Here is a 24,272-nt window from a genome sequence, read left to right as displayed (position 1 = left end):
TTTTTGTAGCTGGTGTGATCTGCATGGCCTTTCCAGAGTGCCGCAACGCCTGAAAGCCTGATCCTGTTTTTGGCTAATCAGGCGCAAGGGGGGATTTCGGCTGTAACGCTGGAAAGGCGGATGGCTTCGATTCGCTATATTCATCAGCTTAAAAATATTCCATCCCAACCGATCATGTTCATGTTCGGGCCACTTTGGCGGGGATTAAGCGCACGCATGGCAGCCAGGCCCGCCAGCAAAAAGAACCTTTACTTGATCATCAGCTATTAGAGATGCTGGCATTCACTCCCAATACACTTGCGGGCGCTCGCGACCGGGCTATTTTGGCGCTTGGATTTGCCGGGGCTTTCCGCGCAGCGAACTGGCTGCGCTTGAGTTTGCTGATCTTAAATTTGATCGTTTGGGCCATCTTATTGCAATATTCAGCGTAGTAAAACGGATCAATCTGGCAAAGGGTTTGAAAAGCCAATTTATAACGGCAGCCAGTTTCAGGCAGTAGTGCGCTTAAAAGCTTGGCTAAATGAAGCCGGTATTACCGAGGGGCCAGTGTTCAGGCGGATAGATTGGGCGGGGGCGCTACAGAGCAAGCGCTGAGCGGGCAATGGATAGGCCGTGTGGTTAAAAAATACGCAGGCCTTATTGGATTAGAGGTTAAAGATTTTGGTGCACATAGCCTACGCTCGGGCTTTATCACCTCCGCCGGTGAGCGTGATGTGCAGCTGTATAAAATTATGGAAGTGACCGGCCAAAAAGACCCTCGCACCGTATTACGCTATTTACGCCGCGCTAATTTATTTAAGAACCACGCCGGTGATAGTTTCTTGTAATAGATTGCAACGTGCTTTTATTTCCTTTCAATGAAATCTGCAATAGATTGGCCTCTGGCACTGGCCACCTCATTCAAAGTACTTTATATAGACAGTCCCGTTTTAGTTCTGGGCTTGGCCGCTGCTCATGCTTAGTCCCTTCCCCTTCCCCTTCCCCTTCCCTCCCATTCTCTGCCCTGAGATTTAGCCCTTCCTTCCCTTCTCTTTTTGCATGAAACTGACTGGGGAAATAACTTATGCCTGCTCACCTAATCCGCCCGAGCTTATGAGCAGTCTTGCTGGAAAACCCCAGCCGAACACCGTGAGCGTGCATATTTTTCTAATGTAGTGCAGGGCAAATCAAGGTATTTTTTAGCGTGGCACTGGGTCTTTTGTTCGACATTAAAGGTTTTTGTATTTTGTTTCATGCAAAATTGAGAAGTGATCTTTTGTATTTATTTGAAAATAGCCGTGTTTATGTTTATTAACATGCAAGATTATCAGTTTGTTTTTGCATGATTTTTGTTGTTCAGGTGATTGTTACTATGTTTTTTGTGTGTGTTTTAATGTTTTTATGCTTTTTATTATTGTTCGGAATTATTCCGAACGCTAACCTCTTGATTTTAAAGTGTTTATTTTTATTACAACAATCGGATAAATATTTCACTGATGGTGTTTGCTATGCCGCTATTACCGTGCAACAATTAGCGGTGTTTATTGCAATTTTGGTCGGTAAAATGGATGTCGTTGCGGTTTTTAATCAAAAGGGTGGCGTTGGTAAAAGCACGACTACCGTTCAATTGGCTGATGGATGCTCCAGCGGGGTATGACCGTGCTAGTGATCGATCTGGACCCTCAAAGCAACTCATCCACAACGCTTAGCCCGACCAATCCAAAAAAATTAAATTACACCGCCGTAACCTTAATTCAGCGCCCAGATATACGTATTGATGAGTGTATTTACGACTCTATTTTCCCTGGCGTTTTCATCTTGCCAATGGTGATGAAAATGCGCGAATTAGAGATTGAGCTTTGGCGTAAAGATACTGATTTAATTGCGATGCAATTGGCAAAAATTAAAGAAGGCACTTACGATATTATCCTGATTGATTGCCCGCCTAATTTGGGAAGTTAACGCTTATGGCGTTAACGGCAGCCACGCATTATCTGGTGCCAGTAAAAGCGGGTGATCAATATGCTTTAGATGGTATTGAAGATCTAGAAGCGACCGTACTTGAAGTAAAAAGAGCAAAAAATCCAAAACTTAAATTTATCGCGCATTGCTTACTATGTTTGATGGGCGCAAAGGCGTGGATAAAGTAACAGAAACGCGTGTAATAGAAACCTTTCCCGGAATGGTTTTTGATGAAAGGCTGCCTGAATCTGTAAAAGTGAAAGAGGCGATTATGCGCAGAGTTTCGGTTTTTTCAGAGCCCAATACGGCGGTGGCCAAATCGGTGGCCCGATTATCTAAAGAGTTTCTGACAAAATTAGGCTACGAAGGTTTTGCAGATGAATTAGAGACGGCTGGAAACGATGTTGAATAAGCCAGTTAAAAAGCCAACTAAAATAGACCAGCTGCTGCAATCATCACGGCAAATTAGTGATGAAAGCGGGCGGCGGGCTGAAATAGCAAAAGGGATTGTATCTGCGCTGCTTGGGCCCAGCCCAGAAACGCCGAGCATGAAAATTCCGCTTTCTAAAATATGCAGAAACCCATTTCAGCCACGTGTTGAATTTAACCCGCAAGAATTAAAAATACTCGCAGATTCGATACTGGAAGCAGGCGGCTTAATTCACCCGATTATGACCAGACGGCTTCCTAATGGCGATTATGAATTACTGGCGGGCGAGCGACGTTTGCAGGCGCATGAAAAAATACTTTTATGGCCAGAAATAGATGCCATTGTTCGTGATCTGGATAACGCAACATCAGCCAAAGTAACAATTATTGAAAACTTGAATCGGTTGATTTAAGCGATTTCGAAAAATCCAGAGCATTGCCTATTTTACGTGATCATAATGCCGCCACTACCAATGTAGAGCTGGCGAAGATTTTAGGCTGCGATGAAAAGCTGATTCGTTCTTTATGGAAATTTCAAAGCCTGCCGCCGGTTATTCTCGATCAATTAATGATTACCCCGCGTATTTTAACGGTTACTTTTGTTGATGAGGTTTTAGCGTGGTGCGAGAAAGGCTTTGAGGCGATTGTGGCAGAAGCTTTAAAGCTGGCCGCAATGGGCAAGCTTAAAAACAAAGGCATTCTTACTTTTATTGAACGTAAAGCTGTGGCACGTAATGGCCTGAAAATCAGTAAAGGCCACGAATTAAAAAATGCGCAAGCGCAACACCTAGCCACCATGCTGGGGGCGAAGCAAAATTACTTTAGAAATTCCAAGAGGAGTAGATATCTCTTTGATAGAGCGCGCAGTTTCTGCGGCGATTACTGAGATTCAAACGGCTGAAACGCCAGAGTAAACAAAACCAGAAAAACAAAAGCCGCCTTTGGCGAGGCGGCTTTGGATAATCAGTAGGGCTGTTGGTACGGTAGAGTCTTTTAACAGTAGAGTCTTTCAAGGTTTGGCGACCTTTGAGAGAAAAACCTACATCAAGAACAAACACATCCTTGATTCTACGTACCCTCTCCCGATTTTGCAAGATTTTTGCAACCGCTAAGCGGGTGGCAGGGTATGTCTCAACCTTTAAAAAGTGAATTAAAGACTTCTGTTATTGAAAACGAGCTATTGCCGCGCTTCCAGCAGGAGGGCACGGCTCTCTATCGTTTACTGCAAGAGGCGGCTTTTTTAGCGCGTTGCAGTGATAACAAAACAGCCGCGCTGATTCGCCCCCGCGATTACGCGATCAAATATCCCTATATGCAGATTAACCGGGCTAATTTTGTTAGCTGGCTGATTTTTGATCTTGACCACGATAACGCAATGATCTGGCAAGACAAGGGCTGCCCGCGCCTAATCTGATCGTTCAAAACCGCCAGAATGGCCACGCGCATTTGTATTACGCCATTGTGCCCGTCTGTACATCTGAGCGCCCGCTCTAAGCCTATTCATTATATGAAGGCGATTTACTCGGCATTTGCACGCGAGCTAAAGGCAGATTTGGAGTATCACAGTGGCCCAGTTGCCAAAACACCGGGGCATCAGTGGTGGCGCACCTCAGAGCTGCACCCTCATATCTACGAGCTATCCGAGCTGGCAGATTGCGTAGAGCTGGCCAGCGCATCGCCATGGGCTAAAAGCCCCAATCTGGATGCCGTTTCTCATTCGCGCAACTGTATGTTGTTCGAAAAACTCCGCTATTACGCGTATTCAATTGTCAGCCGGCAAAAAGCTGAAGGCTCTTTTCTGAGCTTTACCCGCTTGCTTGAAGCCTTTGCCCACAATAAAAACGCTTTCCGCAGCTTGGGGTTTCCTGCTGATTTAAGTGTGTCTGATCTGCGGCCACGGTTAAATCAGTAGCAAGGTGGACATGGGATAAATACAGGTAGCAGCCGCTGCCACAGAGGGGTCATGGCGCTTGATCAAAGCTTGCCGCTGGCTGAAAAGCAAGCATTAGCAGCAGAGCGAACGCATTCTACCCGTAAACAAAAAACCGAAGGCCAGATTCGCGCTGCTTGCCGCCTGCTGCAGGAGCAGGGAAAAGCGCTGCTGCATGAAGCCATCGCCCAGGCGGCAAAGCTATCTCGGCAAACAGTGGCCAAATACAAGCATGTGCTGGAAGAGGTAAAAAAGCCTCTTGCTGTATTAGCGCTGAGACAGGCTAATGGCGTGCCTGGGGGTGTTAAGTATGCTGCACATCAGGTATCTGCCCCGCTGGGGGAGGTGGTTGATTTTGGGGGCGAGCAAGTTCTGAGAGGTCCTGATGATGGATTCACACTTTTACCTTTGCCTGAAATATAGGTTGATTACGCTTTTGCCTTACTTATGCTTTCTATAATTTTCTCTATGCTTACGAATTGCTTATTCTTGCACACATCCTACCTTTTGTCTGTATGGGTTTTTCTGCTTTAAAACACTTTATTTTGTTTATTCCGTGCTATTTGTTTTTGTAAATCTTCTTAATTATTTTTGTTTTGTGGTTTTTTTGTTGTTTCATTTTGTAATGTATCGCCTTGTTTGATGTCTTTTTTCATAGCTGTGCTCCTTTACAGGTTTGTTTATTTCTTTAATAGGTTTGCTGATCTTTTATTTCCTAACCATCTTTCTGATTCAAAACCTTTCTCTTTAACCAGCTTTAGCACGGTGCTGCCTATTCCTTTTTCCTGCCATTCTGGGGCTAGGCTAATACACAGGTTTTTATGTTGGCCAAATTTTAAAATTAAGATGCCTACTAATCCTGCTTCTGCAGCGTAATAGCGAGTGCGCAGGCGTTTTCATCTGTATTATTTTCTGCTATCCATTGTGCTGCCCATGCTCTGCCTGATAGATCAGGTAAGCGGGTAAGGATAGATAAATGTTTATCTCGGCATGCCCATGCTAATTCTCTGGCGTGTTGTGGCCCTAGTGGCGTTAAACGCAGGCCCGTTTCTTTATCTTCAAGTGCTTCAATGAGATGTTGTTTAGCTTTTAGGGTTTCTAGCCATTCTTGATAGCGTTGTTGTAATGCACGGGTTTTGGGGTGATTTGGATCAATGCTGGTCAGTGCATGGATTAAAGTGCTGGCGTGTTCTTGATTTCCGTGGTGATTTCAATCAGTGCCAGATTATGTAATGCGGGGCCGGTGTCTCTGCATGCTCTAATACATCTAAAAAACCTGCACGGGCTACGGCGTATTGGCCGATATGCACGGCAAAATTGGCTAATTCAAAGATATTTGCATCATTGGGGCGGCAGCGTTGCCATACCTGATCAAGCGCGCGGCACCAATTGGCTCTTTCTTCCAGATCAACACCATTACTGCATAAAGTCTTTTAAATGGGGTAATAGCCAAGCGGGGTTTATAGCTATGGCGGATCAGCGCATTTAAGCTGGGATTGGTTTCTTTACTGCCAAATAATATTTCAGCATCGGCATCGTTTTTGTGCCAGCGTGCTTAATAAAAGAAGGGCTTCATTGCCTAATACGCCGCTGATGCATAGTTTATTTGTATTGTGGTGCTGTTTCAGGCCGGGCCATTTAATAGCCAGTGCTTCGCTATTGAGTGGAATAGGCTGCGGTGTGGATGGTAAGGCTAGTGGCAGATGGCGGCCGTGGGCTACATCGCTGATGCAAAGTAATAATCCTTCTGGGTGTGCCTTACTGAGTGCATCAACTTCTGAAAGCAGATCAATGGCTAAGCTGACTACGCCCTGTCTGCACGGCCTGCTGGTTGCCGACCAGTGCTTGCTCTTCAGGATTACTAAATAATGGCGCTAGTGGGGCTTGATCATTGCTCTGGCCTATTTCAACGCTGATTACGTTTTTATGCGGTGGGTCTAAAGGCGTGATTCGCCATTTTAGCGCCTCATCATCCAAAGCCACTTCGGCGCTATAAGCTTCGCCATAATCACACCACGCCATACGGGCCGGGGCTGGCTGTAATGGCCGTGGGCAATTAATGCGGCATGTTTGGCCGTCTGTGGTTCAGGATTGCCTCGGCTAAAATCCACAAACCTTCTGTGATTAAATCAGCAATATCTTCTTGCTCCGCCAAATGGGGCAGCGCGTGATAAAGGCGAAATACCAAAGGCGGTAAACCCAGCTGCCCAGCGCGCTCTAAAAGATTGCACCACAGCTGCCAGGCAAAAGCACCATCATGGCTGCGGGTAAGTGCACGGTAAGCAGGGTGGTGTTGTCCATCTCCCCAGCAATATCTAATAAATAAGCAAATAAAAGCTTGGCAGCATAGCCTGCTTGGCCTGCATCGTTGGCTAAGGCGGGGGCTTGCTCGCAAAGTGGGGCATCCCAAAGTGCGGCTTCTTCAAATGGCCAGCTCAGCACATCATCCGCCGCATTGCTTTGCGGTGGCGCTAAGCGTGGTATAGGGCTGGATGAATACTCCTCAAAGGCGGGGGCTGGTTTGATTTGACGCAGGGGATGAATAGCGGGGTGGCTGGGTAAGCTCATAGGGTATCGGCATGGGCGCGGCGCGCCAGAGTTGAAGGGGAGGGGATTTTTCCGCGAACGCGGTTAAATCAAAAGCGGGCTGGCCACAGCAAAGGGCTTCCCGTTAAGGGTGATGATTTGATACTACGCCATTGGGCTAATGCTGCACTTTGCTGGCCCACGATTTGTGGGGTTTGTGTGTTTACTGGCCCGGTAAGGTAAAGTTTTTGTTCATTTATGGTTTACGAAACGCGAACATCTCAGATTGATGAACATGCGGTATTTAAAAAAACACAGGCAAGATGACCTATTGGTTTTAATTAAATGATGTAAAGCAGAAATCGGACTTTATGGCATGAAGCAGCGCCGGTGATGATGGCGGGGGTGTGGTTGGATCAGTTTTGTAGCGGCTTAGAATAGGCAGCTGATTTAATTTTCCAGACTTTCAATTCGCTCGCGGCGGCAGCTTTGTCTTCGCCTTAGCCGGGCATAGGGGGCGTAAATGCCTTTCCAATCGACTTTGCCTTCGCTTAATTCCACTATTTTTAATGCCTGTTGCGGGCTGGGTGCTCTTTCCATTCTGCGCCAAGAGCTGGCTGCGCGCAGTGTTACGCCAAATAATTGTGCGGCGGCCTGATCGCCCACGCAGTGTATATAAACTGCAAGCTCCATTGATGCTCCTTTGCCATTGCTGGCTTTTTTGTTAAATTAAGTGACAGAGTCACGTAATTATCTGGGTGCGCAGGGGTTTTTGCAAGGGTTTTCAAATGATATGTGGTGTTTTAGTTCAATATTTTGTAAGGTTTTTTAAGTTTGGCGTGTGAAATGGCGGTGGAATATAGCGTAAGACTAAAGCTGTAGCAACTTGCTACACCCAGTTTTTACAAGCGTGTAGCCAGAAAATTGGCCCATTGCGTGCATGAAAATGAGGATGTTTGTAGGTAACTGATGTTACGCAGCGATCCTCTTTTTAGTGCCTTCGGCACGTTTATTTTGGTGCGGGCGTCCCGCTGGACCTTCCTTTCTTGTGTGGCCAAAAAACGAAGCCAAGCCACAACCCCAATAACACGAAGGCCCCTACTGCGGTCCAATCGAGTCGGCGGCGGGCGGGATTGGCTCGTTCCTCGCTCCCAAGCGATCCCCGCCCCGCTTGTTCCTCGCTCCGGCGTGTTTCAAGGGGACTTTTAAGCCCTATGCAAAGAGCGTGGTTGTTATGCTTTTTCGCTGTTTGCTAATGAAAACCAATTTGGTTAGCGCGTATGTCCCCCGCCCCGCTTGTTCGGAGCTTGCGTGTTTCAAGGGGAGATTTAAGCCCCGTGCCACTCGCTGCTATACGAACCTTAAGTACTGGAGTTTTAAAATACTTAAAACCTACAAAACAACTTAACTCAAGCCTTGTCTATCTCCGTGCCCTCTGTGGTTCAAGATTTGGGTTTGGCTGCGTAACATCAGTAGGTAAGTGCCGAGTAATGCGGCGACAAGTATGGTTTTTTGTTTAAAGTGCAAAAACATGGCTGTTATGTATGTTTTATCAACATAAACATCAAATGATTGGTTTTTATGTTTTATAAAAGCATTGCCTTGTAGTTATAGCTAGTATAATGGCTATATTGATACTGATTTACTTCTAAAAGACAAAATGTTGGACTTTAATTTTGCTACGTATACAGAAATTTGCGCTGAGCTGGGTTTGCGGCTTAAGCGCCAGCGCTTGGCGCAAGCCATCACCCAAAAAGACTTAGCCGCCAGCGCGGGTGTGGCCGTGGGCACGGTTAAAAATATGGAAAGCACGGGGTTGCGTCTTTGGAATCTGCCATTCGCATTGTGATGGCTTTAGGGCTTGCCGATGAGCTGGCAGCGCTGTTTCAGCTGCAAGTGGCCAGCTCAATAGCCCAAATGGAACGCGCCCAACTGGCCGAGCGTAAACGCGCACCCAGCAAAAACACACATGTAAAAAAATATGATTAAAAAAGTGGATGTATTTTATGAAGGCTGGGGCGAGCGTTGGCACCTTGCTACGCTGGCGGATGATGGGCGCAAACTGCTGTTTGAATACAGTACACAGGCCATCACGCAAGGCTTGGAATTATCCCCGCGCCACCTGAAAGTACGCCAGCAAGCTTATAGCGATTTTCCTGCACACCAGCTGGGCCTGCCGGGCTTGATTGCCGATGCGCTGCCCGATGGCTGGGGCTTATTGTTAATGGATAGGCTGTTTCGCCAAAATGGCATGACTGCAGAGCGTATATCGGTACTCGATCGTTTGTCATTTATTGCAAACCGGGCGATGGGCGCATTAAGCTTTTTGCCCGCCAGCGAGGTGAGCTTACCTACGGATGACGTGCACTTAATGAATCTGGCGCAGCAAGCGCAAGCCTTACTCAATGGGCAAGACAGTGCCATCTTAAAACAGCTGGCCTTGATAGGTGGCTCGCCACACGGTGCGCGCCCTAAGGTATTGGTGCATTACGCAGCGGGCAGTGCCCACATCAGCACACAAGCCTTTACGGGAAGTGTGCCTTGGCTGATTAAATTTCAGGCGCAAAACGAGCATAAAGAAGTGTGCGCGATTGAAAACCTATACGCCCAATTGGCGTGTGATTGTGGTTTGGCTATTCCCGCCACACGCTATATAGATCTTGATAACAAGCTTGCCGCATTTGCAATAGAGCGCTTTGATGTGGCAGGGGCGATGCGTATTCCTACGCACACGCTGGCTGGCCTGTTGCACGCTGATTTTCGCTTGCCTGGCACGGTGGATTACACCACGTTTTTGCGCGCGACGCGGTTTTTAACTAAAGACGAGCGCGAAGTACAAAAAGCATACGAGCGCACCGTTTTTAATGTGCTATTCAATAACCGCGACGATCACCCAAAAAACTTTTCCTACCTATTGCAACAAGACCGCCGCTGGGTGCTATCCCCTGCTTACGATCTAACCTTTTGTGCTGGCCCCAGTGGCTATCACCAGATGGATGTTTGCGGTGAAGCGCTAAATATCACCCGCGCTCACCTATTGCGGCTGGCCGAACAATGCACGGTGGATATGCGCTGGGCAGCGCAAATACTGGAGCGGCAACTGGCCGTATCCGCCACCTTTGCCCAGCTGGCTAAGCAATACGATATCCGCAGCAGCAGCCAAAAACACATAGGCAACATCATTGCGCAGAACGCCACGCGCCTACAAAACCATTAAAATGGCCAAAGCCGAAGTCGGTTTTTTAGCCACCTGGTAAAAGTGTAGCAAGTTGCTACACCCTCTATAAACCACAGCAAATATGAAAATTCCACCCACCCTTAGCCAGCGTATTGCCGATGACGCCAATCTGTGAATAACTGGGGTCAGAGCAAATTAAACCTCCCCCTCCTTCTCACCGTCCTATACTTCCTTCGTCCCATTTCCTCTCGGTTTTTCCCCATGGCTAGACTACCCAGAGCCTGCCCTGTTGATATTCCCCAGCATGTGATACAGCGCGGCAATAATCGGCAGGTTTGCTTTGCCAGCGAGCAAGATTTTGTGGCCTATGCTCATTGGTTGCTTGAGTATTCCGTCAAATATCATGTTGAAATTCATGCCTGGGTGATGATGACCAACCATGTGCATTTGCTCTGCACGCCACGCACAGCAAATGCCGTTAGCGAGATGATGCAGGCTGTGGGTAGGAATTATGTGCGGTATTTCAACTTCAGCTACAAGCGCAGCGGCACGCTATGGGAAGGGCGGTTTAAATCCTGTTTGGTGCAGGAAGAGGGCTATCTTTTGCAGCTTTATCGTTATATCGAGCTCAATCCTGTCCGAGCTGGGATGGTTGAGCAGCCTTCCGATTATGTTTGGTCCAGCTACCAGATCAATGCCTTGGGTAAAGAATCGGCGCTGTGCACCCCTCATCCCTTGTATCTGGCCTTGGGTAGCGACCCCGCGTCGCGGCAGGCGGGCTATCGTGATTTATTTAAATACCATGTGGAAAATCAACTGTTGGCCGACATCCGCTTAGCGACGAACAAAGGCATGGCGCTTGGCAACGGGCGTTTTGAAGTGGAGGTTGCAAGCCTGACTGGGCGACGCATGACGGCAAACAAGGTCGGGCGGCCTGTTGGCTGGCGGAAGAAATCCGAGGAATAATTGAAGCTTTCACTTCTCTTGTTTTTCTGTTTATTGGGCCGCTGCTAGCCGATTTAACTTTGCTCTGACCCCAGTTATTTCCTGGGCAGCGCAAATACTGGAGCGGCAACTGGCCGTATCCGCCACCTTTGCCCAGCTGGCTAAGCAATACGATATCCGCAGCAGCAGCCAAAAACACATAGGCAACATCATTGCGCAGAATGCCAAGCGGTTACAAAACCATTAAAATGGCCAAAGCTGCATTCAGTTTTTTAGCCCCTTGGTAAAAGTGTAGCAAGTTGCTACACCCTCTATAAAATGTCAAATGTAAGACCTGACCCCATCGTTTTCTAAGGCATGGCGCTTGGCAACGGGCGTTTTGAAGTGGAGGTTGCAAGCCTGACTGGGCGACGCATGACGGCAAACAAGGTCGGGCGGCCTGTTGGCTGGCGGAAGAAATCCGAGGAATGATTGAGGCTTTTGCTTCTCTTGTTTTATGAATTATCGGCCAGCGGCTAGCCGATTTAACTTTACTCTGACCCCAGTTATTTCACCCCAGTTATTTCTTGGTGTCTGAAAATACTTGACCACTACAGCTAGCCTATTTAACTTTACTCTGACCGCCGTTATTTCTTATTTCTATTCCTCGCCCAATTCCTTCTTAAATGATTTTGATTCGGTTGGGTAAACTGTGGCGGTACTTCTTGCTGTAAGTTTATGTTAGACAAGGGTGGAGGGCTATTATCATTCATCACGCTTAGTTGATAATTCCCGCCCCCCCCTTTCGCCTTTTCTACTATCTCCGCGATCCTTTTTTTCTCCCGCCCCTTCGCCGATAACCGTTCCAATTCCTTTTTATTTCTTTCCTCGAGGGCCTTGTTCCCCTGATGTGGCTGGCGTTGAGCGCTGCTTGACCTAATAGGGGGCAACGAGGCGTGTGCTACTCTCCCCCCCTTCTTTTCGAACACCCTCTCCACCTCCTCCTTTACGTTCGCTCCTATCATGTTAAACCCGGTTGCCATTACTAACTGGGATACACCACGACGCGCGTTGCTATCTCTGCCAATCTGTATCCTCGCCCCTTCCGTAAGAAAACCATCGTACTTATGCAACAGAGCCCTCTTCTGTATCTCCTTATTGCCGCTTGACGGAAAGTGCCCCGAATTCGCGTTCCATTCCTTGATTTGACCTTTCGAGATTATTACCTCGTCTGCGCTCATGACCCCTTCTCCCTGCAATGACGCATGCGAGGTCCGAGGTAAATTTGTGGTCGGCGATGTAAAAGCCACCTTCTTCTCCAATCTCGAATTGTTCAACTCCATATTTAATAAATACCTGTTCCCACTCGAAGCCGTCACCATGTCATATGTGCCCGACCTTGCGGTCTCCAGTACGTCAAGGTCTCCGCCGACAGGCATTTTTATCTTTCCACCGACGCTCAGCGCACGCAACTTCACCATTTCCTTCTTATCAACCAACGGCACACGATTCAGCCTATCATAGGCGTCCATCTTATTTGGCTTCGGTGGAAACAACTTCGCTATTTCCATCTTCTTCTTTCTATCACTCCCAACACCACTCTCTTCCGTCTTCCACATGTTTCTGTCCTCCTTTTTCATCATGCATCCAAATGTACCTTCCGATACACATTCCACTAAAATCAAACATCCTTTAAAAATTGGGGTCACAGTGTAGTGGTCAAGTCCTTTCTGACACCAAGATCGGTTTTTTTTGCTTCCATTTCTTGTTCGTAAATCATCGGTGGCAATCGCATGAAATAACCGGGAAATAACTGGGGTCAGAGCAAAATTAAATCGTTCCGCCAGTGGTCACGCTCAGCCGACCCTCAATACCTCCAATCCACCCGCATCCCCCTCGGCACCCCACCCCCCTCATCCTCAACCGTAAACATCCCCAAAGAAACCGCCTTGAGCTTTTTATCGTAAGGCACCAGCTGGGGTACGTAATCCCCAGGAGGTAGCGTGGTGAAGGCGAAATCGCCGTTGATATCCGGACGGGCGGTGTAGCGTTTGCCTTCGTCCAGCGCGATCAGCTTGACTTGCAGCTGGTCTGGTGGAAACGGGGCGGTGATGGTGCCGCTGAGGGTTGGGTTGAGCGGTGGCTCTAACGTGTCTTGCGGTGTTTTGTGTTGGGTGTCGTATTTGGCTTTGTGGACTACCGGCAGGGTGATAGTGGTGCCTTCGGCCAGCGGGATGGTCACGGTAAGCTCTACCAGCGGGCGCGGGGCCGAGCCGAGGGCGCTCCAGTAATCGCCGCTGCGTACATCGCTGTCTTTATCCAGCATCAGATCGATCAGCACCGGGTAATCGCCAACGATCAGGTCATCCGGGCCGGGCAGATCGCCCATGCGGTAGAGCGCCGGTGGCAGCTCTGGGTGGGCGGTAAGGCCTTGCACCACGGTATAGAGCAGGCTTTGCTCGGTGATGGCGTGGTCTTTGGTGGCTTTGCTCCACGCGGTGATCATATAACTTAGCTCGATCACGCGCGGGCGGCGGTCAAAGCTGGCGGTGTTGGGGCTTGGGCTGGCGGTGGCCGCTGCTGGCGAGAGCACATCGCTCATGCGGCGAGGAAAGCTTTGCCGCAGGCCGGTAAGGTACAGATTGAGCGCGGGCGCTTGGCCGAGTTGCTCTCTGAATTGCTGATCCGGGATGTCGGTATGCACGGTGACATCGGGGTGGGATTTGAGGACTTGCAGCTGGAGCAGGCGGGTGAGTGCGCGGGTTACGCTGCTGAAGTTGGTTTTGTACATAAGGGAGGCCTTTTTCATTACGTGGGAGGCGGTTGATAGCGTTGTGTCTGATCTTTTTAGTGCCTTCGGCACGGTGGTTTTGGTGCGGGATTCCCCGCGTGGGCTAACCCAGGTCAAAAAGATCTTTTTTGTGCCTTTGGCACGGGGGTCTTGGAGCGGTTGGCCACCGCGGGGGCCTTCCTTTCTTGCTTCGCCAAGAAACGAAGCCAAAGAAGGCGACCCCACGAAACACGAAGGCCCCTGCGCTGCGGACAATCGAGTCGGCGGCAGGCGGGATTGGCTCGCTGCCTCGCTCCCTGGCCGAAACCCCGCCCCGCTTGTTCCTCGCTCCGGCGTGTTTCAAGGGGATTTTGTTGACGCCGACCGAAAACTGACCCACCACAGCTAGTTCTGCCGATCCAAAATTGACCCAGGTGCTTTACTTATTCTGCTTAACTCTTGAGCAGAGGATAAAAGGTGATCACCATGGAAATGATGGGCAAAATCCGCAGGATGTATTTTCGCGATAATCTGTCGCTGCACGAAATCACCAAGCGCACGGGGCTGGCGCGTAACACTATTCGCGCTTGGGTTCGCAAACCCGCTGCCAAGGCTGAGCCGCAATACGTACGGCAGCGTAAGCCTGGCAAACTGACGCCCTATCATGCCACTCTAGAACAAGCCCTGACTGCCGACTCCTTCCGATCCAAGCAGAATCGTCGCACCGCCAAAGCCTTGTTTGAGCAGATTCAAGCTGAGGGTTATACAGGGGCTTACAGTGGCGTCACTGATTTCGTTCGTGCTTGGCGGGGCAAAGCCGGTAAGACCCCACAGGGTTTTGTGCCCTTGCAATTTGCTTTGGGCGAAGCCTTTCAATTTGATTGGAGTGAGGAGCATCTACTTATTGGTGGTATTTATCGGCGCATTCAAGTTTCCCATCTGAAATTGTGTGCCAGTCGCGCCTTCTGGTTAGTGGCCTATCCCAGTCAAGGGCATGAAATGTTGTTCGATGCGCATACTCGATCCTTTGCGGCTTTAGGGGGTGTGCCGCGCCGAGGCATTTACGACAATATGAAGACCGCTGTTGATAAGGTATTGAAAGGCAAAGGCCGGATCGTGAATGCCCGATTCTCGGTGATGTGCGCCCATTATTTGTTTGATCCCGACTTTTGCAATGTCGCCTCTGGCTGGGAAAAAGGCGTGGTTGAAAAGAATGTCCAAGATAGTCGGCGGCGAATCTGGCTGGAGGCGCAAAGCATCAAGTTCAGTACCTTTGACGCATTGAATGCGTGGCTGGCCGAGCGTTGTCGCGTCTTATGGGGCGTGCTCAGGCATCCCGAATTCAAAGGTCTGAGCATTGCCGAGATGTTGGAGCAAGAGCGTTTAGAAATGATGCCGATGCCGACCCCGTTTGATGGTTACGTTGAGCATCTGGCTCGGGTTTCCAGCACCTGTTTAATCACCGTCGCGCGCAATCGTTACTCGGTGCCTTGTGAATGGTCGCGGCAGCGTGTGAGTGTGCGCTTGTATCCCACGCAAGTTGTGGTGGTGGCGAATAATGAAATCATGGCCCGACATCAGCGGCTGACGGGGCAACAGCAGGTGAGCTTTGATTGGCTGCACTATATTCCGCTGATTGCCCGTAAGCCGGGGGCCTTACGCAATGGTGCGCCCTTTACGTCGATGCCTGCGCCCTTATTGCAGCTCAAGGAAAGGTTGTTACGGCGTAACGGGGGAGACAAGGTGATGGCGCAAGTGCTGGCCACGGTTCCGGTGGCGGGTTTGGATGCAGTACTGGTTGCGGTTGAGTTGGTACTGGAGTCAGGCGTCATCAGCATTGAACACATTTTAAATGTAGTGGCGCGATTGAATGACCCACCGTCCGCTATTAGCGCTGAAACGCAGCTGCAATTAGTAGAAGAACCGCAGGCGAACACCCAGCGTTACGACGGCTTGCGTGCAGCGAGCGAGTTCGACAGCGACCACGAGGAGTCGAGCCATGCATGAGATGAGTGTTGAACTCAAAGCCTTGCGCTTGCATGGGATGGCGGCCGCTTGGCTGGATCTGAAGAGCCAGGGCGGCCAGAGTATGGAAACGTGTGGCTGGCTGATTGAGCATTTATTGCAAGCAGAACACAGCGATCGTAAGGTGCGCTCGATTCAGCATCAAATGAGCGCAGCGAAGTTTCCCGTGCATCGTGATTTAGCGGGATTTGACTTTAGCGCGAGCAAGGCAGATCAAGCACTGGTCAATCAACTGGCGACATTGGCCTTTACCGACACGGCACAAAATACCGTACTGATTGGCGGCCCAGGCACGGGTAAAACACATTTGGCCACGGCGTTAGCGATCGGCGGGATCACGCATCACGGCAAGCGCGGCCGTTTTTATTCGACCGTGGATTTGGTCAATTTACTGGAAAAAGAAAAACGTGAAGGCAAAGCAGGTCGTATTGCACTCGCGCTGATGCGAGTGGATGTGGTGATTTTGGATGAACTGGGCTACTTACCCTTTAGTCAGGCCGGAGGCGCATTGCTGTTTCATTTGTTGTCGAAGCTCTATGAGCACACCAGCGTCATCATCACCACGAATCTGAACTTCTCGGAATGGTCGAGTGTATTTGGCGATGCCAAGATGACGACGGCGTTGTTGGATCGGCTGACGCACCATTGCCACATTGTAGAAACGGGGAATGACTCCTACCGTTTCCAGCACAGCAGCTTAGCAGCAAAAACGAAGATAAAACAAAGGGAGCAAAGCAGAAAGGAGGAAGCGCGTACCGAGGCTGAGCGGTTTTAAGCCGAACCTGAAGGCGTAAAAATAGCGGGTGAGTGGCCCGCTATTTGCTAGACTTATGCACAGTTGCTCCGATAAAAAGCAACGCTCGGCCCTGGGTCAAAATTCGATCGGCAGGGTGGGTCAAATTTCAATCGGCGTGAACACTTTCTTTGACCAGTAGCGGTTTGTAGAGAGTCAGCCCGCTGGCCTTGGCTTCAAGCTGGCCGGGTAGGGTTAGCTCGCCGCTTAGGGTGGTATTGCCTTCTACAATTAAGCCATTTTTTGCGCTGAGCAGTTTATTGGCGCTGACGCCTGCTGCGCTGGCTTCAAACTGGCCGGGCAGAGTCAGCCCGTTGTCGAAACGGGCGCTGCCGCTGACAAGCAGATTATCTTTAATTTCAAGCGGCTTATGGATCAGCACGCCGCTGGCGTTGGCTTCTAACTGGCCGGGTAAAGTCAGCCCGCCTTTTAGGGTGGCCATGCCGCTGATGTTCAGTGGGCCGTCTAGCTGCAGCTCTTGGCTGATACGTGCATTGCCTGCGATATCCAGCTTGAATTCAGCGGTGCTTCTGCCAAGGGCAAGCTGGCCTTGCGGGGTAATCAGTAGCGCGGGGCTTAAGCTGCCATCGGCGGCGCGATGTTCGAGGCGCAGCGCATCGTGGCCGCTTGGGGCGACGACGTGCAGCTGTGCATTGGGGGTGTCGGTATTGATGCCCACTTTACCCGCTGCGGTGAGCAGTAAGGGGGTGCAGTTGCGCAGGGGATCATGGATTTTCAACGGTGCTTGCTCCTTATCCTGGGTGATATGCAGCGGCTTATTCACGTTGACGCGTTCTTTGTCTGCAGTCAGAACATCGGGGACGCTAAAGCCGCCATTGAGCATGGCGCTCTCGCTTACCGTTAGCGTTTTATCAATCTTGACGGTGTCTTTGGCGGTAAAGGGCTGGTAAGCGGTAATGCCGGTGCTGTCTGCTGTGAATTGCTCTGGCAGGGTGAGGCCGCCTTCCAGCGTGGCCGCGTTTTTAACGACTAAAGTATTTTCAAACGTGACTTGGCTTTGGGCGGTAAGCGGCTTGATGGTGGTGATGCCCGCCGCGTCAATATTGAAGGCATCGGGTAACATCAGGCCGCCAGCCAGTGTGGTGTGGCCGACCACCTGTAGATTTTTTTCAAGATTAAAATCGTTTTTGGCATTCAGCGGCAGATAGGTGTTGATGGCGTCGCTTTGAACTTCAAATTGCTCAGGCAGTTTTAAGCCACCGTGCAGGGTGGCTAGCCCCGCCGCATCAAAGCTGTTGCTGGCGCTAAAAGGCTGGATAGATACAACTCCACCGGCATTGGCACTAAATTGGCCCGGCATGCTTAGGCCGCCAGTCAGTGTGGCTAGGCCGGATACATTCAGTGCCTTTTCTGCCATTAGATTGTCTTTGGCAAAGAGCTGGGCGTGCGCTGTGACCCCTGCGCTATCTGCGCTTAATTGCCCAGGCATGCTCAGGCCGCCAGTCAGCGTGGTTTGGCCGAATACATTCAGCGCTTTTTCCGCATCCAGATTATCTTTGGCAAAGAGCTTGGCGTGCGCTGAGACTCCTGTGTTATCCGCGCTAAATTGCCCAGGCATGCTCAGGCCGCCAGTCAGCGTGGTCTGGCCGAATACATTCAGCGCTTTTTCCGCATCCAGATTATCTTTGGCGAAGAGCTTGGCGTGTGCTGTAACGCCTGTGCTATCTGCGCTTAATTGCCCCGGTACAAGCAGCCCCTGATTAAGCTTGGCCAGGCCATTCACTAAAAGGGGCGCGTTTACATTAAGCGCCGCGCCGGGTGTAGCCGTGCTGAGCTGATCGCTCCATACGCCGCCCCTGAGGGTGGCTTTACCTTCAACCGTTAAATCTTGCTCTGCATGGATATTGTGCCGAGCTTTGAGTGGCTGATGGGTGGTGATTTCTGCAGGGCTGACTTCAAATTCGCCAGGCATATTCAGCCCGCTCATTAAGGTGAGCTGGCTGTTTGCCTGTAACTCTTGATTGAAAATGGCTGGCGCATTGAGGGTGAGCATTTTATTGAAGGCGATGCCTTCTTCGCTGGCGCTCATTACGCCTGGCATGGCCAGGCCGTTGTTTAAAACGGTTTTGCCTGCAACAGTCAGAGGCGCTTGTACCCTGAGTGAAGCGTCAGCAGTTTGGGTGGTGATCGTATCGCTGTGTAACAGGCCCTGGATATTAAGGTCTTTTTCAAATAAGGCATTGGCTTGTGCGGTGAAGTGGCCAATGCTGCTGACGCCGGTGTTGTCGGCTTTCAGCTGGCCGGGAATGGTCAAGCCTCCGGCAAAGGTACTTTCTTTTGCGACCGTCAGCGTTTTATCCAGCGTCACATGCTCTTTATGGGTTGTGGGCTGGTGGGCCACAATCCCTGCGATGCTTGCTGAAAATTGCTCCGGCAGATCTAAGCCGCCCTGCAGGGTGGTAAGGCCAGCAACATTCAGGCTTTTTTCTGCGCTGAGGTGCTCTTGGGCTGCAAATGGTTGCAGCGCTGAAATCTGGCTGGCATCTACTTTAAATTGCCCAGGCAGGTTTAATCCGCCGCTCAGTGTGGTGGCCCCTACAACATCCAGATTTTTTTCTGCGCTGATATTTCCTTTCGCCGTGAATGGTTGCTGAGCCAGAATTGCGCTGGCGCTGGCTTCAAACTGGCCGGGTAGATTTAAGCCGCCTTTGAGTGTAGCCAGCCCGCCAACCTCAAGGGATTTCCCTAGGCTGACCGCTTCTTTGGCTGTAAGAGGCAAATGGGCGTCGATGCTGTCTGCATCCACCACAAACTGATTAGGCAGGGAAAGCCCGCCATTGAGTGTACTTAGGCCGGTAATGCTGATGTCTTTATTGAGCGTGATATCTCGATCCAGCAGCACATTGGTGGGGCTGATGCTAAAGCCGTCGTCTTTTTGAATAATGGCCGACTGGATAAAGGTATCGAAATCATTCCCGCTGGGGGTTCGATTATCGGCAAACAGGGTTTTAAGTTCATTCCGGGTTTGCATGATGACGGGTGCTTTCGCTTGATTTTTAGCTTGGGGCATGGCGGTTCCTTGTCAGTCGGCCAAAGGGAGAGGGGTAGAGATGGCAACAACGTAGGGGTGATCGGGATCGTTGATTTTTCCGGATGGTGAAACTGTCCTTCGGCTTGCAATGGTTGGATAGCCGATGGTGAAGTCGGTCTGAATATGGTGTATGCCGATTTTGGTGCGCCATTGTTCCCAATCAGGATCGGGGATGGTTTTTTCATCCGAAAGCAGCAGCGCGCGCAGCGCTGTTGAGGTGTAGATAAAGCGCCGCAGGCGTTCAATATCTGAGGATGGATCTGCTGCAGGGAGCGCCTCTGGGAAATCATTTAAATGTTGATCCTCAGACAGCTCTCTGAAATGAGCCCGCCAGTGCCGGTATAAAATTTCAAACTTATTCATTTGGCCTGCACTGAGGTAAATCACCTCCGGCGTGAGATGCAGCGGGGTTTCTGTATGAATACTGCTATCCACTAGGCGGCGAAAACTGGGCTCGCCTAAGCGTGATCCGTAAGCGGGCAGCACCCAGAATACGGTTGAGGCCAGTTTTTCATTCAGCCCTTCCGGGAGGTTGCTGTTGTTGATGAGCAAGGTGCCTTCAATCAGATACAGCCCTTCACGATTGCCCAGTGATAATGGTTTTTCGTCTTGCAGAACCATCCCTAGCCGGCTGGCCACGCGCTTTTCAGCACCACTGCGGCTGGTGAGCGATGCCATGATGTCGGCCCCTTGCCCTCGGGCGCTGCTTAGCTCTGGGAAGGTGAGCAGTGCAAAGGCCAGATCCAGTACCAGCTTAAGCTGAACTAAATTGGTGCTGAGCTCGCTTTCAGTAAAGGGCAATGCGCCGGGGCCACTAAGTAAGCATGGGCTGTAATGGCTGAACACGCCTCGGTAGCGCAGTACGGCATCATCGAGCGGTGTTTCACCAAAGCGGGCCAGTAAATGTTGCAGGCGTCTTAGGGTGCGCTCCAGCCAGCGCGGGCTGAAAGCACTTTCAATTACGCTGGCCTGCTGCTGATGCAGATAGGCCGTGCGGTCTTCTTCATTTAGCAAATAAGCCAGCGTGGGCACGCTTTGCACCGGCTGACGCAGTATGGTGGGGGGCAGGCTGGAAACGGCTTGCCAGAAATCATGGCAATCGTCCACCGATAAGAGCTCGCTACCCAGCATACGGCTGTAGAGCGTATGTAACGTTTGTAGCCAGTTGCCCGCAGGCAAAGCCAGCAGCTGGCGAATATTCTCTAGCTGGGCGCTTTGGTCAGCCAGTAGTTGCTCCATAAACAGCAAATACGCTTGTAGCTGTAATTGCTGGGCATGGCGCGCCGGTGTATCGCCTGCTGATAAGCCGCTGGCGGTTAAGCCAAACAGCGATGGTAAATCCTGTGTTAGAGCCGGAAAATCAGAAAGCTGGCGGTAACGCCCCGCTGGGCTGTGGATGGCCGGTGTGACAACAGGCTGCGTTTGCGCTTCCAGTGCTTGCCTTAATAGCAAAGCATTGGCTCTGACCTGTTGGCCATCACGCAATAATGGCGGGCTGTTGATGCTGGCTGGCTGCGGGATCTGGCCGCTCCACCAAGCAATTAAGTGCTCTTCATCTAGGCAGATGCTGCTGCCTGGCTCAACAGGCCAGCGCCAGTCTGCATCTTTGCGGTTGCTGGCTGATTCACCATATTGCAATTGGTTTAAGCGGTGTATGCCTGGCAAGGTGTGTGCCAGCCGTATGAGCTCGCTGCTTAATAAAACGTTTTTATACTCAGCTGAGTTTGTTTTTACGCCGCTCTGTAACAGGGGGCCGTTAAATACCTTATCACCACTTTGCCCTTCTGCGAGCAGGGCTTGCGGTGTGCGATACACAGGGGGTGAAGCCAGCTCATTGCGCCATGCAATCAGCAGGCTGGCGAGGGTGGTTTCGACGGGCTGCCCTGCTTGCAGCTCTAAAACGGGGAATAGCTTGAGTGGCGTTGGTGAGATGACGTCAATCTTAGTCAGGCGTGTGCCCAGCGGGCGCTGAGCCTGAAAACGCTGCCACAGCTCGGTTTTAAGTTGGGTTTCTTCTGCCGTAGTGAGCACGCGTATCGGGCTAAGCAATACTTTGTAAAGCCCGTTGTTTGCTGAGGCTAGCTTGGCTGAATTGAGTAGCGGGTGGTCTGCCAGTGTTTTTTCTAGATCTTCCTGACTAACCGGCAGGCAAGAGAGGGCTGTTGCTGCATCGGGCAGCGCTTGCCAGCTTTCATTGGCCTGGCTTGGCGCTAATAAATCGGTGAGCGGGTGAGCTAGCCGATAGCCCAGATCGCTGAGCGCATAGGTGGCCGTTTCCAGCAGGGTGAGCCCCGGCTCGGAAGCATTCATATCGCTCCACTGCCCGCCCGCTAGCTCGGTGACGAGTGCGACAGCTTCGTCTCTTAGCGTGGCGTAATTCTCAGCGGCGGGCAGAGTGAGCGAAGGATCGATGGTCTGTGCGGGCTCAGCCACGTTTCTTTTCCTTACGGCTGCCGAGTGCGCCTAAAAGCTTGCGCAGCGGAGAGCTGCTGGGGGCGCTTTCTGGCGGGGTGAGTGTTTCTGCTGAAATCTCGGGTGCGGGCTCTGCGGCGATTTCGATAGCGGGGGTGAACTCGGCATCGCTGTTTTCGGCCAGCGCTGGCGAAGGCTCTTCAATCAGCGGTGTAATCAGCTCGGCCTCTGGGGCATCTGCTAAGACGGGCTCAGTGGGTGCTGGCGTTGGCTCTATGGCCAAGGGGGCCGCCTCAATCACTGCTGGCTCAGGGTTTTCTAGTAGATGCATACGTTCGGTCAGTTGAGCGAGGCGTGTTTCTATATGGTGGCCTTGCTCGATGGATTGATCCAGGTGTTGCTCAAGCTGATCAAGTTGAGCAATGTGCTTGTTCAGATAAGGCAGCGTTTTTCTGATGTCAAATACAAGATCGATCAACTTGGCAAAGTCATTTTCGCTAGGGATATTGCCCTTTACGAAACGCTGCTTCATTTTGGTTTGCATGTCTTCTAGCTCGGTAATGGATGTTGTATCCAGAGTCAGCGGCGTTACCGGGCGAGTTTCGTCAGCGTGTAGGGGGGGAAAGTGAGTCATAGAGCGTCCTGTTACGAAATCGCTAAGTTGATACCAACACGGGATTGCCCGATGCCGGTGAGCGGTGAAGAAATGGGTAATAAATCCGGATAAACTTGGAAATCAAACTCCAGCGCCGTGGTGCTCAGCCCTTCAAATACGTCATCAGCGTGGGCCAACTGTTGGAAGAGGTGCTGGCCGGCTGGGACTAGGATCTCCATATTGCTTTGGGTTTCCAGCCAGGGTTTGGGGCTGCTTAGCCAGTGCGTGCCATCCTGGCTGGTCTCGCCACGAATGGCGACAACATGGCTGATTTCTATTTGGGCTGCGAGAAAGTCGCTTGCTTCACTTAGATAAAAGCGAGCGCCTAAGCGTTGTGTATTGGCCCATGGGGATAAAAATTGAATCAGCCTTTGATTGAGCTTTTGTAATGTTGCGCCCGCTTCATAATCAGGATTGAGCACCAGATTGCAATTTAAGCGGTAAACCAGATAGCTGGGCGCGCTGATATTAAGCTGCGTATCGGGCGGCATAATGGTTTGGATTTTGGCCAAAATATCGGCTTGCAACTTGCGGCTGGGCAGGGGTTGCAATAAATCAGCGCTTTCTGGCTGGGGGGCCACAATCAAACGCACGCCTGATCGCGTTTTGCCCGCCTGTGGCTGGCGAATTGCTTTGACCATGGCCACGCTCGGAAAATGATCCAATACCAGCTTTTCATAATCGCGTGCGGTGAGTACTCTGCCTTTATGAGCCAGCCTTTCGGCGGCGCGGACGGCAAAAGTGTCGTCGCTTTCACTGGGCAGCCCGTCCTGAGACATGGCGGGCTGTGTGATGCTGGCAACGGCAGGATGCGGTGGCTGTTGCTGGCTGATTAGCCCTGCGGCTAAAGCTTGGCCGAGATGCTGATCATTCTGGCCTTGATAACGTACCCGTACGGCGTGAAGCCCGATATCACGTAAGAGCGCAAATTGCGGTGGTGAAAAGGGGGCCGCACTTGCGGGCGCTTGCCGCACGGCCAGCCAGCTGAGCCCCTGAGCATCTTTCCAGAGTGCGGGCAGGCTTAAGCGCACAATGCCGCTATTGTGCAAACCATTGCTTTGATCACTCAGGATACTTGCCAGTTCTTCGGTCTGGCCTTGCTTGCTGCTTTGCAGCTCTACCCATTTTTGCCCAGTAAGGCAAAACCAGCGGGCTACAGGGCTGTTGTCTGTGGCATTTTGCGCAATAAGATCAGGGCGCAGCGAGAGCACGCTCGAGCCGGGCAAATTTTCTATGCCAATAAATAAACAACTGTCTTTGCCCCAATTGGCGATGGGCGAGAGCGGCTCTGCTGGGTTTTCTGAGCCAATTTGCCGGATCAGGCCAATGGGGTGTGCTTGCCACAGCTGGATATTGTTTTCACGTAGGCTGGCACTGCTGCTATAGCCCAAAGTGAGCTTGCTTAGCCTTGGGGTATAGGGGGTAGGCAGAGTTTGCAGCTGCGGTGGGGCCGCGTGCCCATCCTCTAAATGCATGTAGTCAATGATGAGCGCTGATTCACTTTCGGCACTGACACGATAATGGCTATAGCTGGAGAGCGAAGGAAGTGGAAGCGTGCATAGTGCAGTTTTATTTTTTTGGTCAAAGATGAATATTGCAGCGGTGAGTGCTTGCAAAGTTACCCAGTGGGTTCCATC

At 50.9% G+C, this 24,272-nt stretch carries 22 protein-coding genes and 2 pseudogenes; 14 read left to right on the top strand and 10 right to left on the bottom strand.

The genetic code is table 11. The features are described from left to right. The first annotated feature begins 194 nt into the window (after positions 1–194). The 8 genes and pseudogenes from C1H71_RS20410 to C1H71_RS20375 all read left to right on the top strand — a co-directional run bounded on the left by C1H71_RS20410 (position 195) and on the right by C1H71_RS20375 (position 4,723). Positions 195–431: a hypothetical protein gene (locus C1H71_RS20410; RefSeq protein WP_130108422.1), complete on the top strand. Its 237-nt coding sequence runs from the start codon at positions 195–197 to the stop codon at positions 429–431. 132 nt (positions 432–563) lie between these two features. Next, the gene (locus tag C1H71_RS20405) at positions 564–827 is read left to right on the top strand and encodes a hypothetical protein (RefSeq protein ID WP_262488491.1); all 264 of its coding nucleotides are present in this window, start codon (positions 564–566) and stop codon (positions 825–827) included. Positions 828–1,321: 494 nt separating this feature from the next. Next, the gene (locus C1H71_RS20860) at positions 1,322–1,636 is read left to right on the top strand and encodes a ParA family protein (protein WP_188053788.1); all 315 of its coding nucleotides are present in this window, start codon (positions 1,322–1,324) and stop codon (positions 1,634–1,636) included. Beyond that, positions 1,618–2,129: pseudogene (locus C1H71_RS22100) on the top strand (ParA family protein). Before C1H71_RS20860 ends, C1H71_RS22100 begins: the two are co-directional and overlap by 19 nt. Next, positions 2,117–2,353, top strand: coding sequence for a hypothetical protein (locus C1H71_RS20390; protein WP_130108420.1), 237 nt, complete (start codon positions 2,117–2,119; stop codon positions 2,351–2,353). Before C1H71_RS22100 ends, C1H71_RS20390 begins: the two are co-directional and overlap by 13 nt. Further along, complete coding sequence (locus tag C1H71_RS20385) at positions 2,343–2,783, top strand: ParB N-terminal domain-containing protein (protein WP_130108419.1); 441 nt, start codon at positions 2,343–2,345, stop codon at positions 2,781–2,783. The genes C1H71_RS20390 and C1H71_RS20385 overlap by 11 nt, the downstream gene beginning before the upstream one ends. Before the next feature lie 23 nt (positions 2,784–2,806). Beyond that, positions 2,807–3,256 carry a hypothetical protein gene (locus C1H71_RS20380; protein WP_130108418.1) on the top strand — a complete coding sequence of 150 codons (450 nt, stop codon included), beginning with the start codon at positions 2,807–2,809 and terminating at the stop codon, positions 3,254–3,256. Positions 3,257–3,496: 240 nt separating this feature from the next. Beyond that, positions 3,497–4,723, top strand: a pseudogene (locus C1H71_RS20375) (replication initiation protein). Between the two features lie 257 nt (positions 4,724–4,980). Here C1H71_RS20375 and C1H71_RS22095 read toward each other — a convergent pair. The 4 genes from C1H71_RS22095 to C1H71_RS20360 form a co-directional block, all read right to left on the bottom strand. Then, entirely contained in the window at positions 4,981–5,142 is a 162-nt protein-coding gene (locus C1H71_RS22095; protein WP_374704470.1) for a hypothetical protein, read from the bottom strand. A 946-nt stretch (positions 5,143–6,088) separates the two neighbouring features. Continuing rightward, on the bottom strand, positions 6,089–6,322 hold the full coding sequence (locus tag C1H71_RS20370) for a hypothetical protein (protein WP_130108417.1): 234 nt from the start codon (positions 6,320–6,322) through the stop codon (positions 6,089–6,091). 195 nt (positions 6,323–6,517) lie between these two features. After that, positions 6,518–6,868 carry a hypothetical protein gene (locus tag C1H71_RS20365; protein WP_130108416.1) on the bottom strand — a complete coding sequence of 117 codons (351 nt, stop codon included), beginning with the start codon at positions 6,866–6,868 and terminating at the stop codon, positions 6,518–6,520. Positions 6,869–7,276: 408 nt separating this feature from the next. Next, positions 7,277–7,519: a hypothetical protein gene (locus tag C1H71_RS20360; protein ID WP_046353892.1), complete on the bottom strand. Its 243-nt coding sequence runs from the start codon at positions 7,517–7,519 to the stop codon at positions 7,277–7,279. A 967-nt stretch (positions 7,520–8,486) separates the two neighbouring features. On the opposite strand from C1H71_RS20360, the gene C1H71_RS21735 reads away from it, so the two are divergent. From C1H71_RS21735 to C1H71_RS20345, 4 genes are all read left to right on the top strand, one after another. Next, the gene (locus C1H71_RS21735) at positions 8,487–8,675 is read left to right on the top strand and encodes a helix-turn-helix domain-containing protein (protein ID WP_262488490.1); all 189 of its coding nucleotides are present in this window, start codon (positions 8,487–8,489) and stop codon (positions 8,673–8,675) included. Beyond that, complete coding sequence (locus C1H71_RS21730; RefSeq protein ID WP_262488489.1) at positions 8,651–8,815, top strand: hypothetical protein; 165 nt, start codon at positions 8,651–8,653, stop codon at positions 8,813–8,815. Before C1H71_RS21735 ends, C1H71_RS21730 begins: the two co-directional genes overlap by 25 nt. Then, the gene (locus tag C1H71_RS20350; protein ID WP_262488488.1) at positions 8,808–10,043 is read left to right on the top strand and encodes a type II toxin-antitoxin system HipA family toxin; all 1,236 of its coding nucleotides are present in this window, start codon (positions 8,808–8,810) and stop codon (positions 10,041–10,043) included. Before C1H71_RS21730 ends, C1H71_RS20350 begins: the two co-directional genes overlap by 8 nt. Before the next feature lie 222 nt (positions 10,044–10,265). Next, positions 10,266–10,970 (top strand): transposase, encoded by a 705-nt coding sequence (locus C1H71_RS20345; RefSeq protein ID WP_130108377.1) that lies wholly within the window; start codon positions 10,266–10,268, stop codon positions 10,968–10,970. A gap of 605 nt (positions 10,971–11,575) precedes the next feature. Here C1H71_RS20345 and C1H71_RS20340 read toward each other — a convergent pair. Together C1H71_RS20340 and C1H71_RS20335 are read right to left on the bottom strand one after the other, a co-directional pair. After that, positions 11,576–12,571: a hypothetical protein gene (locus C1H71_RS20340; protein ID WP_130108415.1), complete on the bottom strand. Its 996-nt coding sequence runs from the start codon at positions 12,569–12,571 to the stop codon at positions 11,576–11,578. Positions 12,572–12,795: 224 nt separating this feature from the next. Beyond that, positions 12,796–13,719 carry a Pvc16 family protein gene (locus C1H71_RS20335; protein WP_188053784.1) on the bottom strand — a complete coding sequence of 308 codons (924 nt, stop codon included), beginning with the start codon at positions 13,717–13,719 and terminating at the stop codon, positions 12,796–12,798. Positions 13,720–14,184: 465 nt separating this feature from the next. Here C1H71_RS20335 and istA point away from each other — a divergent pair, with 465 nt between their 5' ends. Both istA and istB read left to right on the top strand, forming a co-directional pair. After that, the gene (istA, locus tag C1H71_RS20330; protein ID WP_130104993.1) at positions 14,185–15,705 is read left to right on the top strand and encodes an IS21 family transposase; all 1,521 of its coding nucleotides are present in this window, start codon (positions 14,185–14,187) and stop codon (positions 15,703–15,705) included. After that, entirely contained in the window at positions 15,698–16,498 is an 801-nt protein-coding gene (gene istB / locus C1H71_RS20325) for an IS21-like element helper ATPase IstB (RefSeq protein WP_130104872.1), read from the top strand. The genes istA and istB overlap by 8 nt, the downstream gene beginning before the upstream one ends. A gap of 127 nt (positions 16,499–16,625) precedes the next feature. Here istB and C1H71_RS20320 read toward each other — a convergent pair whose 3' ends face one another. Genes C1H71_RS20320 through C1H71_RS20305 form a run of 4 tightly spaced genes read right to left on the bottom strand, consistent with a single transcriptional unit; the run spans position 16,626 to position 24,251 of the window. Continuing rightward, positions 16,626–19,547 carry a hypothetical protein gene (locus C1H71_RS20320; RefSeq protein WP_130108413.1) on the bottom strand — a complete coding sequence of 974 codons (2,922 nt, stop codon included), beginning with the start codon at positions 19,545–19,547 and terminating at the stop codon, positions 16,626–16,628. Positions 19,548–19,559: 12 nt separating this feature from the next. After that, on the bottom strand, positions 19,560–22,001 hold the full coding sequence (locus C1H71_RS20315; RefSeq protein WP_130108412.1) for a hypothetical protein: 2,442 nt from the start codon (positions 21,999–22,001) through the stop codon (positions 19,560–19,562). After that, positions 21,994–22,614 carry a hypothetical protein gene (locus tag C1H71_RS20310; RefSeq protein WP_130108411.1) on the bottom strand — a complete coding sequence of 207 codons (621 nt, stop codon included), beginning with the start codon at positions 22,612–22,614 and terminating at the stop codon, positions 21,994–21,996. The genes C1H71_RS20315 and C1H71_RS20310 overlap by 8 nt, the downstream gene beginning before the upstream one ends. Before the next feature lie 11 nt (positions 22,615–22,625). Continuing rightward, positions 22,626–24,251: a baseplate J/gp47 family protein gene (locus C1H71_RS20305; protein WP_188053782.1), complete on the bottom strand. Its 1,626-nt coding sequence runs from the start codon at positions 24,249–24,251 to the stop codon at positions 22,626–22,628. Positions 24,252–24,272 lie beyond the last annotated feature (21 nt).

Source organism: Iodobacter fluviatilis (assembly GCF_004194535.1).
Lineage (GTDB): Bacteria > Pseudomonadota > Gammaproteobacteria > Burkholderiales > Chitinibacteraceae > Iodobacter > Iodobacter fluviatilis_A.
This window is presented reverse-complemented; position numbering and strand designations above follow the sequence as displayed.

Excerpts from the sequence above, each read along its gene's own strand:
- C1H71_RS20860 (WP_188053788.1), top strand. The coding sequence starts at position 1,322 with ATGATTTTTGTTGTTCAGGTGATTGTTACTATGTTTTTTGTGTGTGTT.
- C1H71_RS20385 (WP_130108419.1), top strand. The coding sequence starts at position 2,343 with ATGTTGAATAAGCCAGTTAAAAAGCCAACTAAAATAGACCAGCTGCTG.
- C1H71_RS20370 (WP_130108417.1), bottom strand. The coding sequence starts at position 6,322 with ATGGCGTGGTGTGATTATGGCGAAGCTTATAGCGCCGAAGTGGCTTTG.
- C1H71_RS20365 (WP_130108416.1), bottom strand. The coding sequence starts at position 6,868 with ATGAGCTTACCCAGCCACCCCGCTATTCATCCCCTGCGTCAAATCAAA.
- C1H71_RS20360 (WP_046353892.1), bottom strand. The coding sequence starts at position 7,519 with ATGGAGCTTGCAGTTTATATACACTGCGTGGGCGATCAGGCCGCCGCA.
- C1H71_RS21735 (WP_262488490.1), top strand. The coding sequence starts at position 8,487 with ATGTTGGACTTTAATTTTGCTACGTATACAGAAATTTGCGCTGAGCTG.
- C1H71_RS20350 (WP_262488488.1), top strand. The coding sequence starts at position 8,808 with ATGATTAAAAAAGTGGATGTATTTTATGAAGGCTGGGGCGAGCGTTGG.
- C1H71_RS20345 (WP_130108377.1), top strand. The coding sequence starts at position 10,266 with ATGGCTAGACTACCCAGAGCCTGCCCTGTTGATATTCCCCAGCATGTG.
- C1H71_RS20340 (WP_130108415.1), bottom strand. The coding sequence starts at position 12,571 with ATGATGAAAAAGGAGGACAGAAACATGTGGAAGACGGAAGAGAGTGGT.
- C1H71_RS20335 (WP_188053784.1), bottom strand. The coding sequence starts at position 13,719 with ATGTACAAAACCAACTTCAGCAGCGTAACCCGCGCACTCACCCGCCTG.
- istA (WP_130104993.1), top strand. The coding sequence starts at position 14,185 with ATGGAAATGATGGGCAAAATCCGCAGGATGTATTTTCGCGATAATCTG.
- istB (WP_130104872.1), top strand. The coding sequence starts at position 15,698 with ATGCATGAGATGAGTGTTGAACTCAAAGCCTTGCGCTTGCATGGGATG.
- C1H71_RS20320 (WP_130108413.1), bottom strand. The coding sequence starts at position 19,547 with ATGCCCCAAGCTAAAAATCAAGCGAAAGCACCCGTCATCATGCAAACC.
- C1H71_RS20310 (WP_130108411.1), bottom strand. The coding sequence starts at position 22,614 with ATGACTCACTTTCCCCCCCTACACGCTGACGAAACTCGCCCGGTAACG.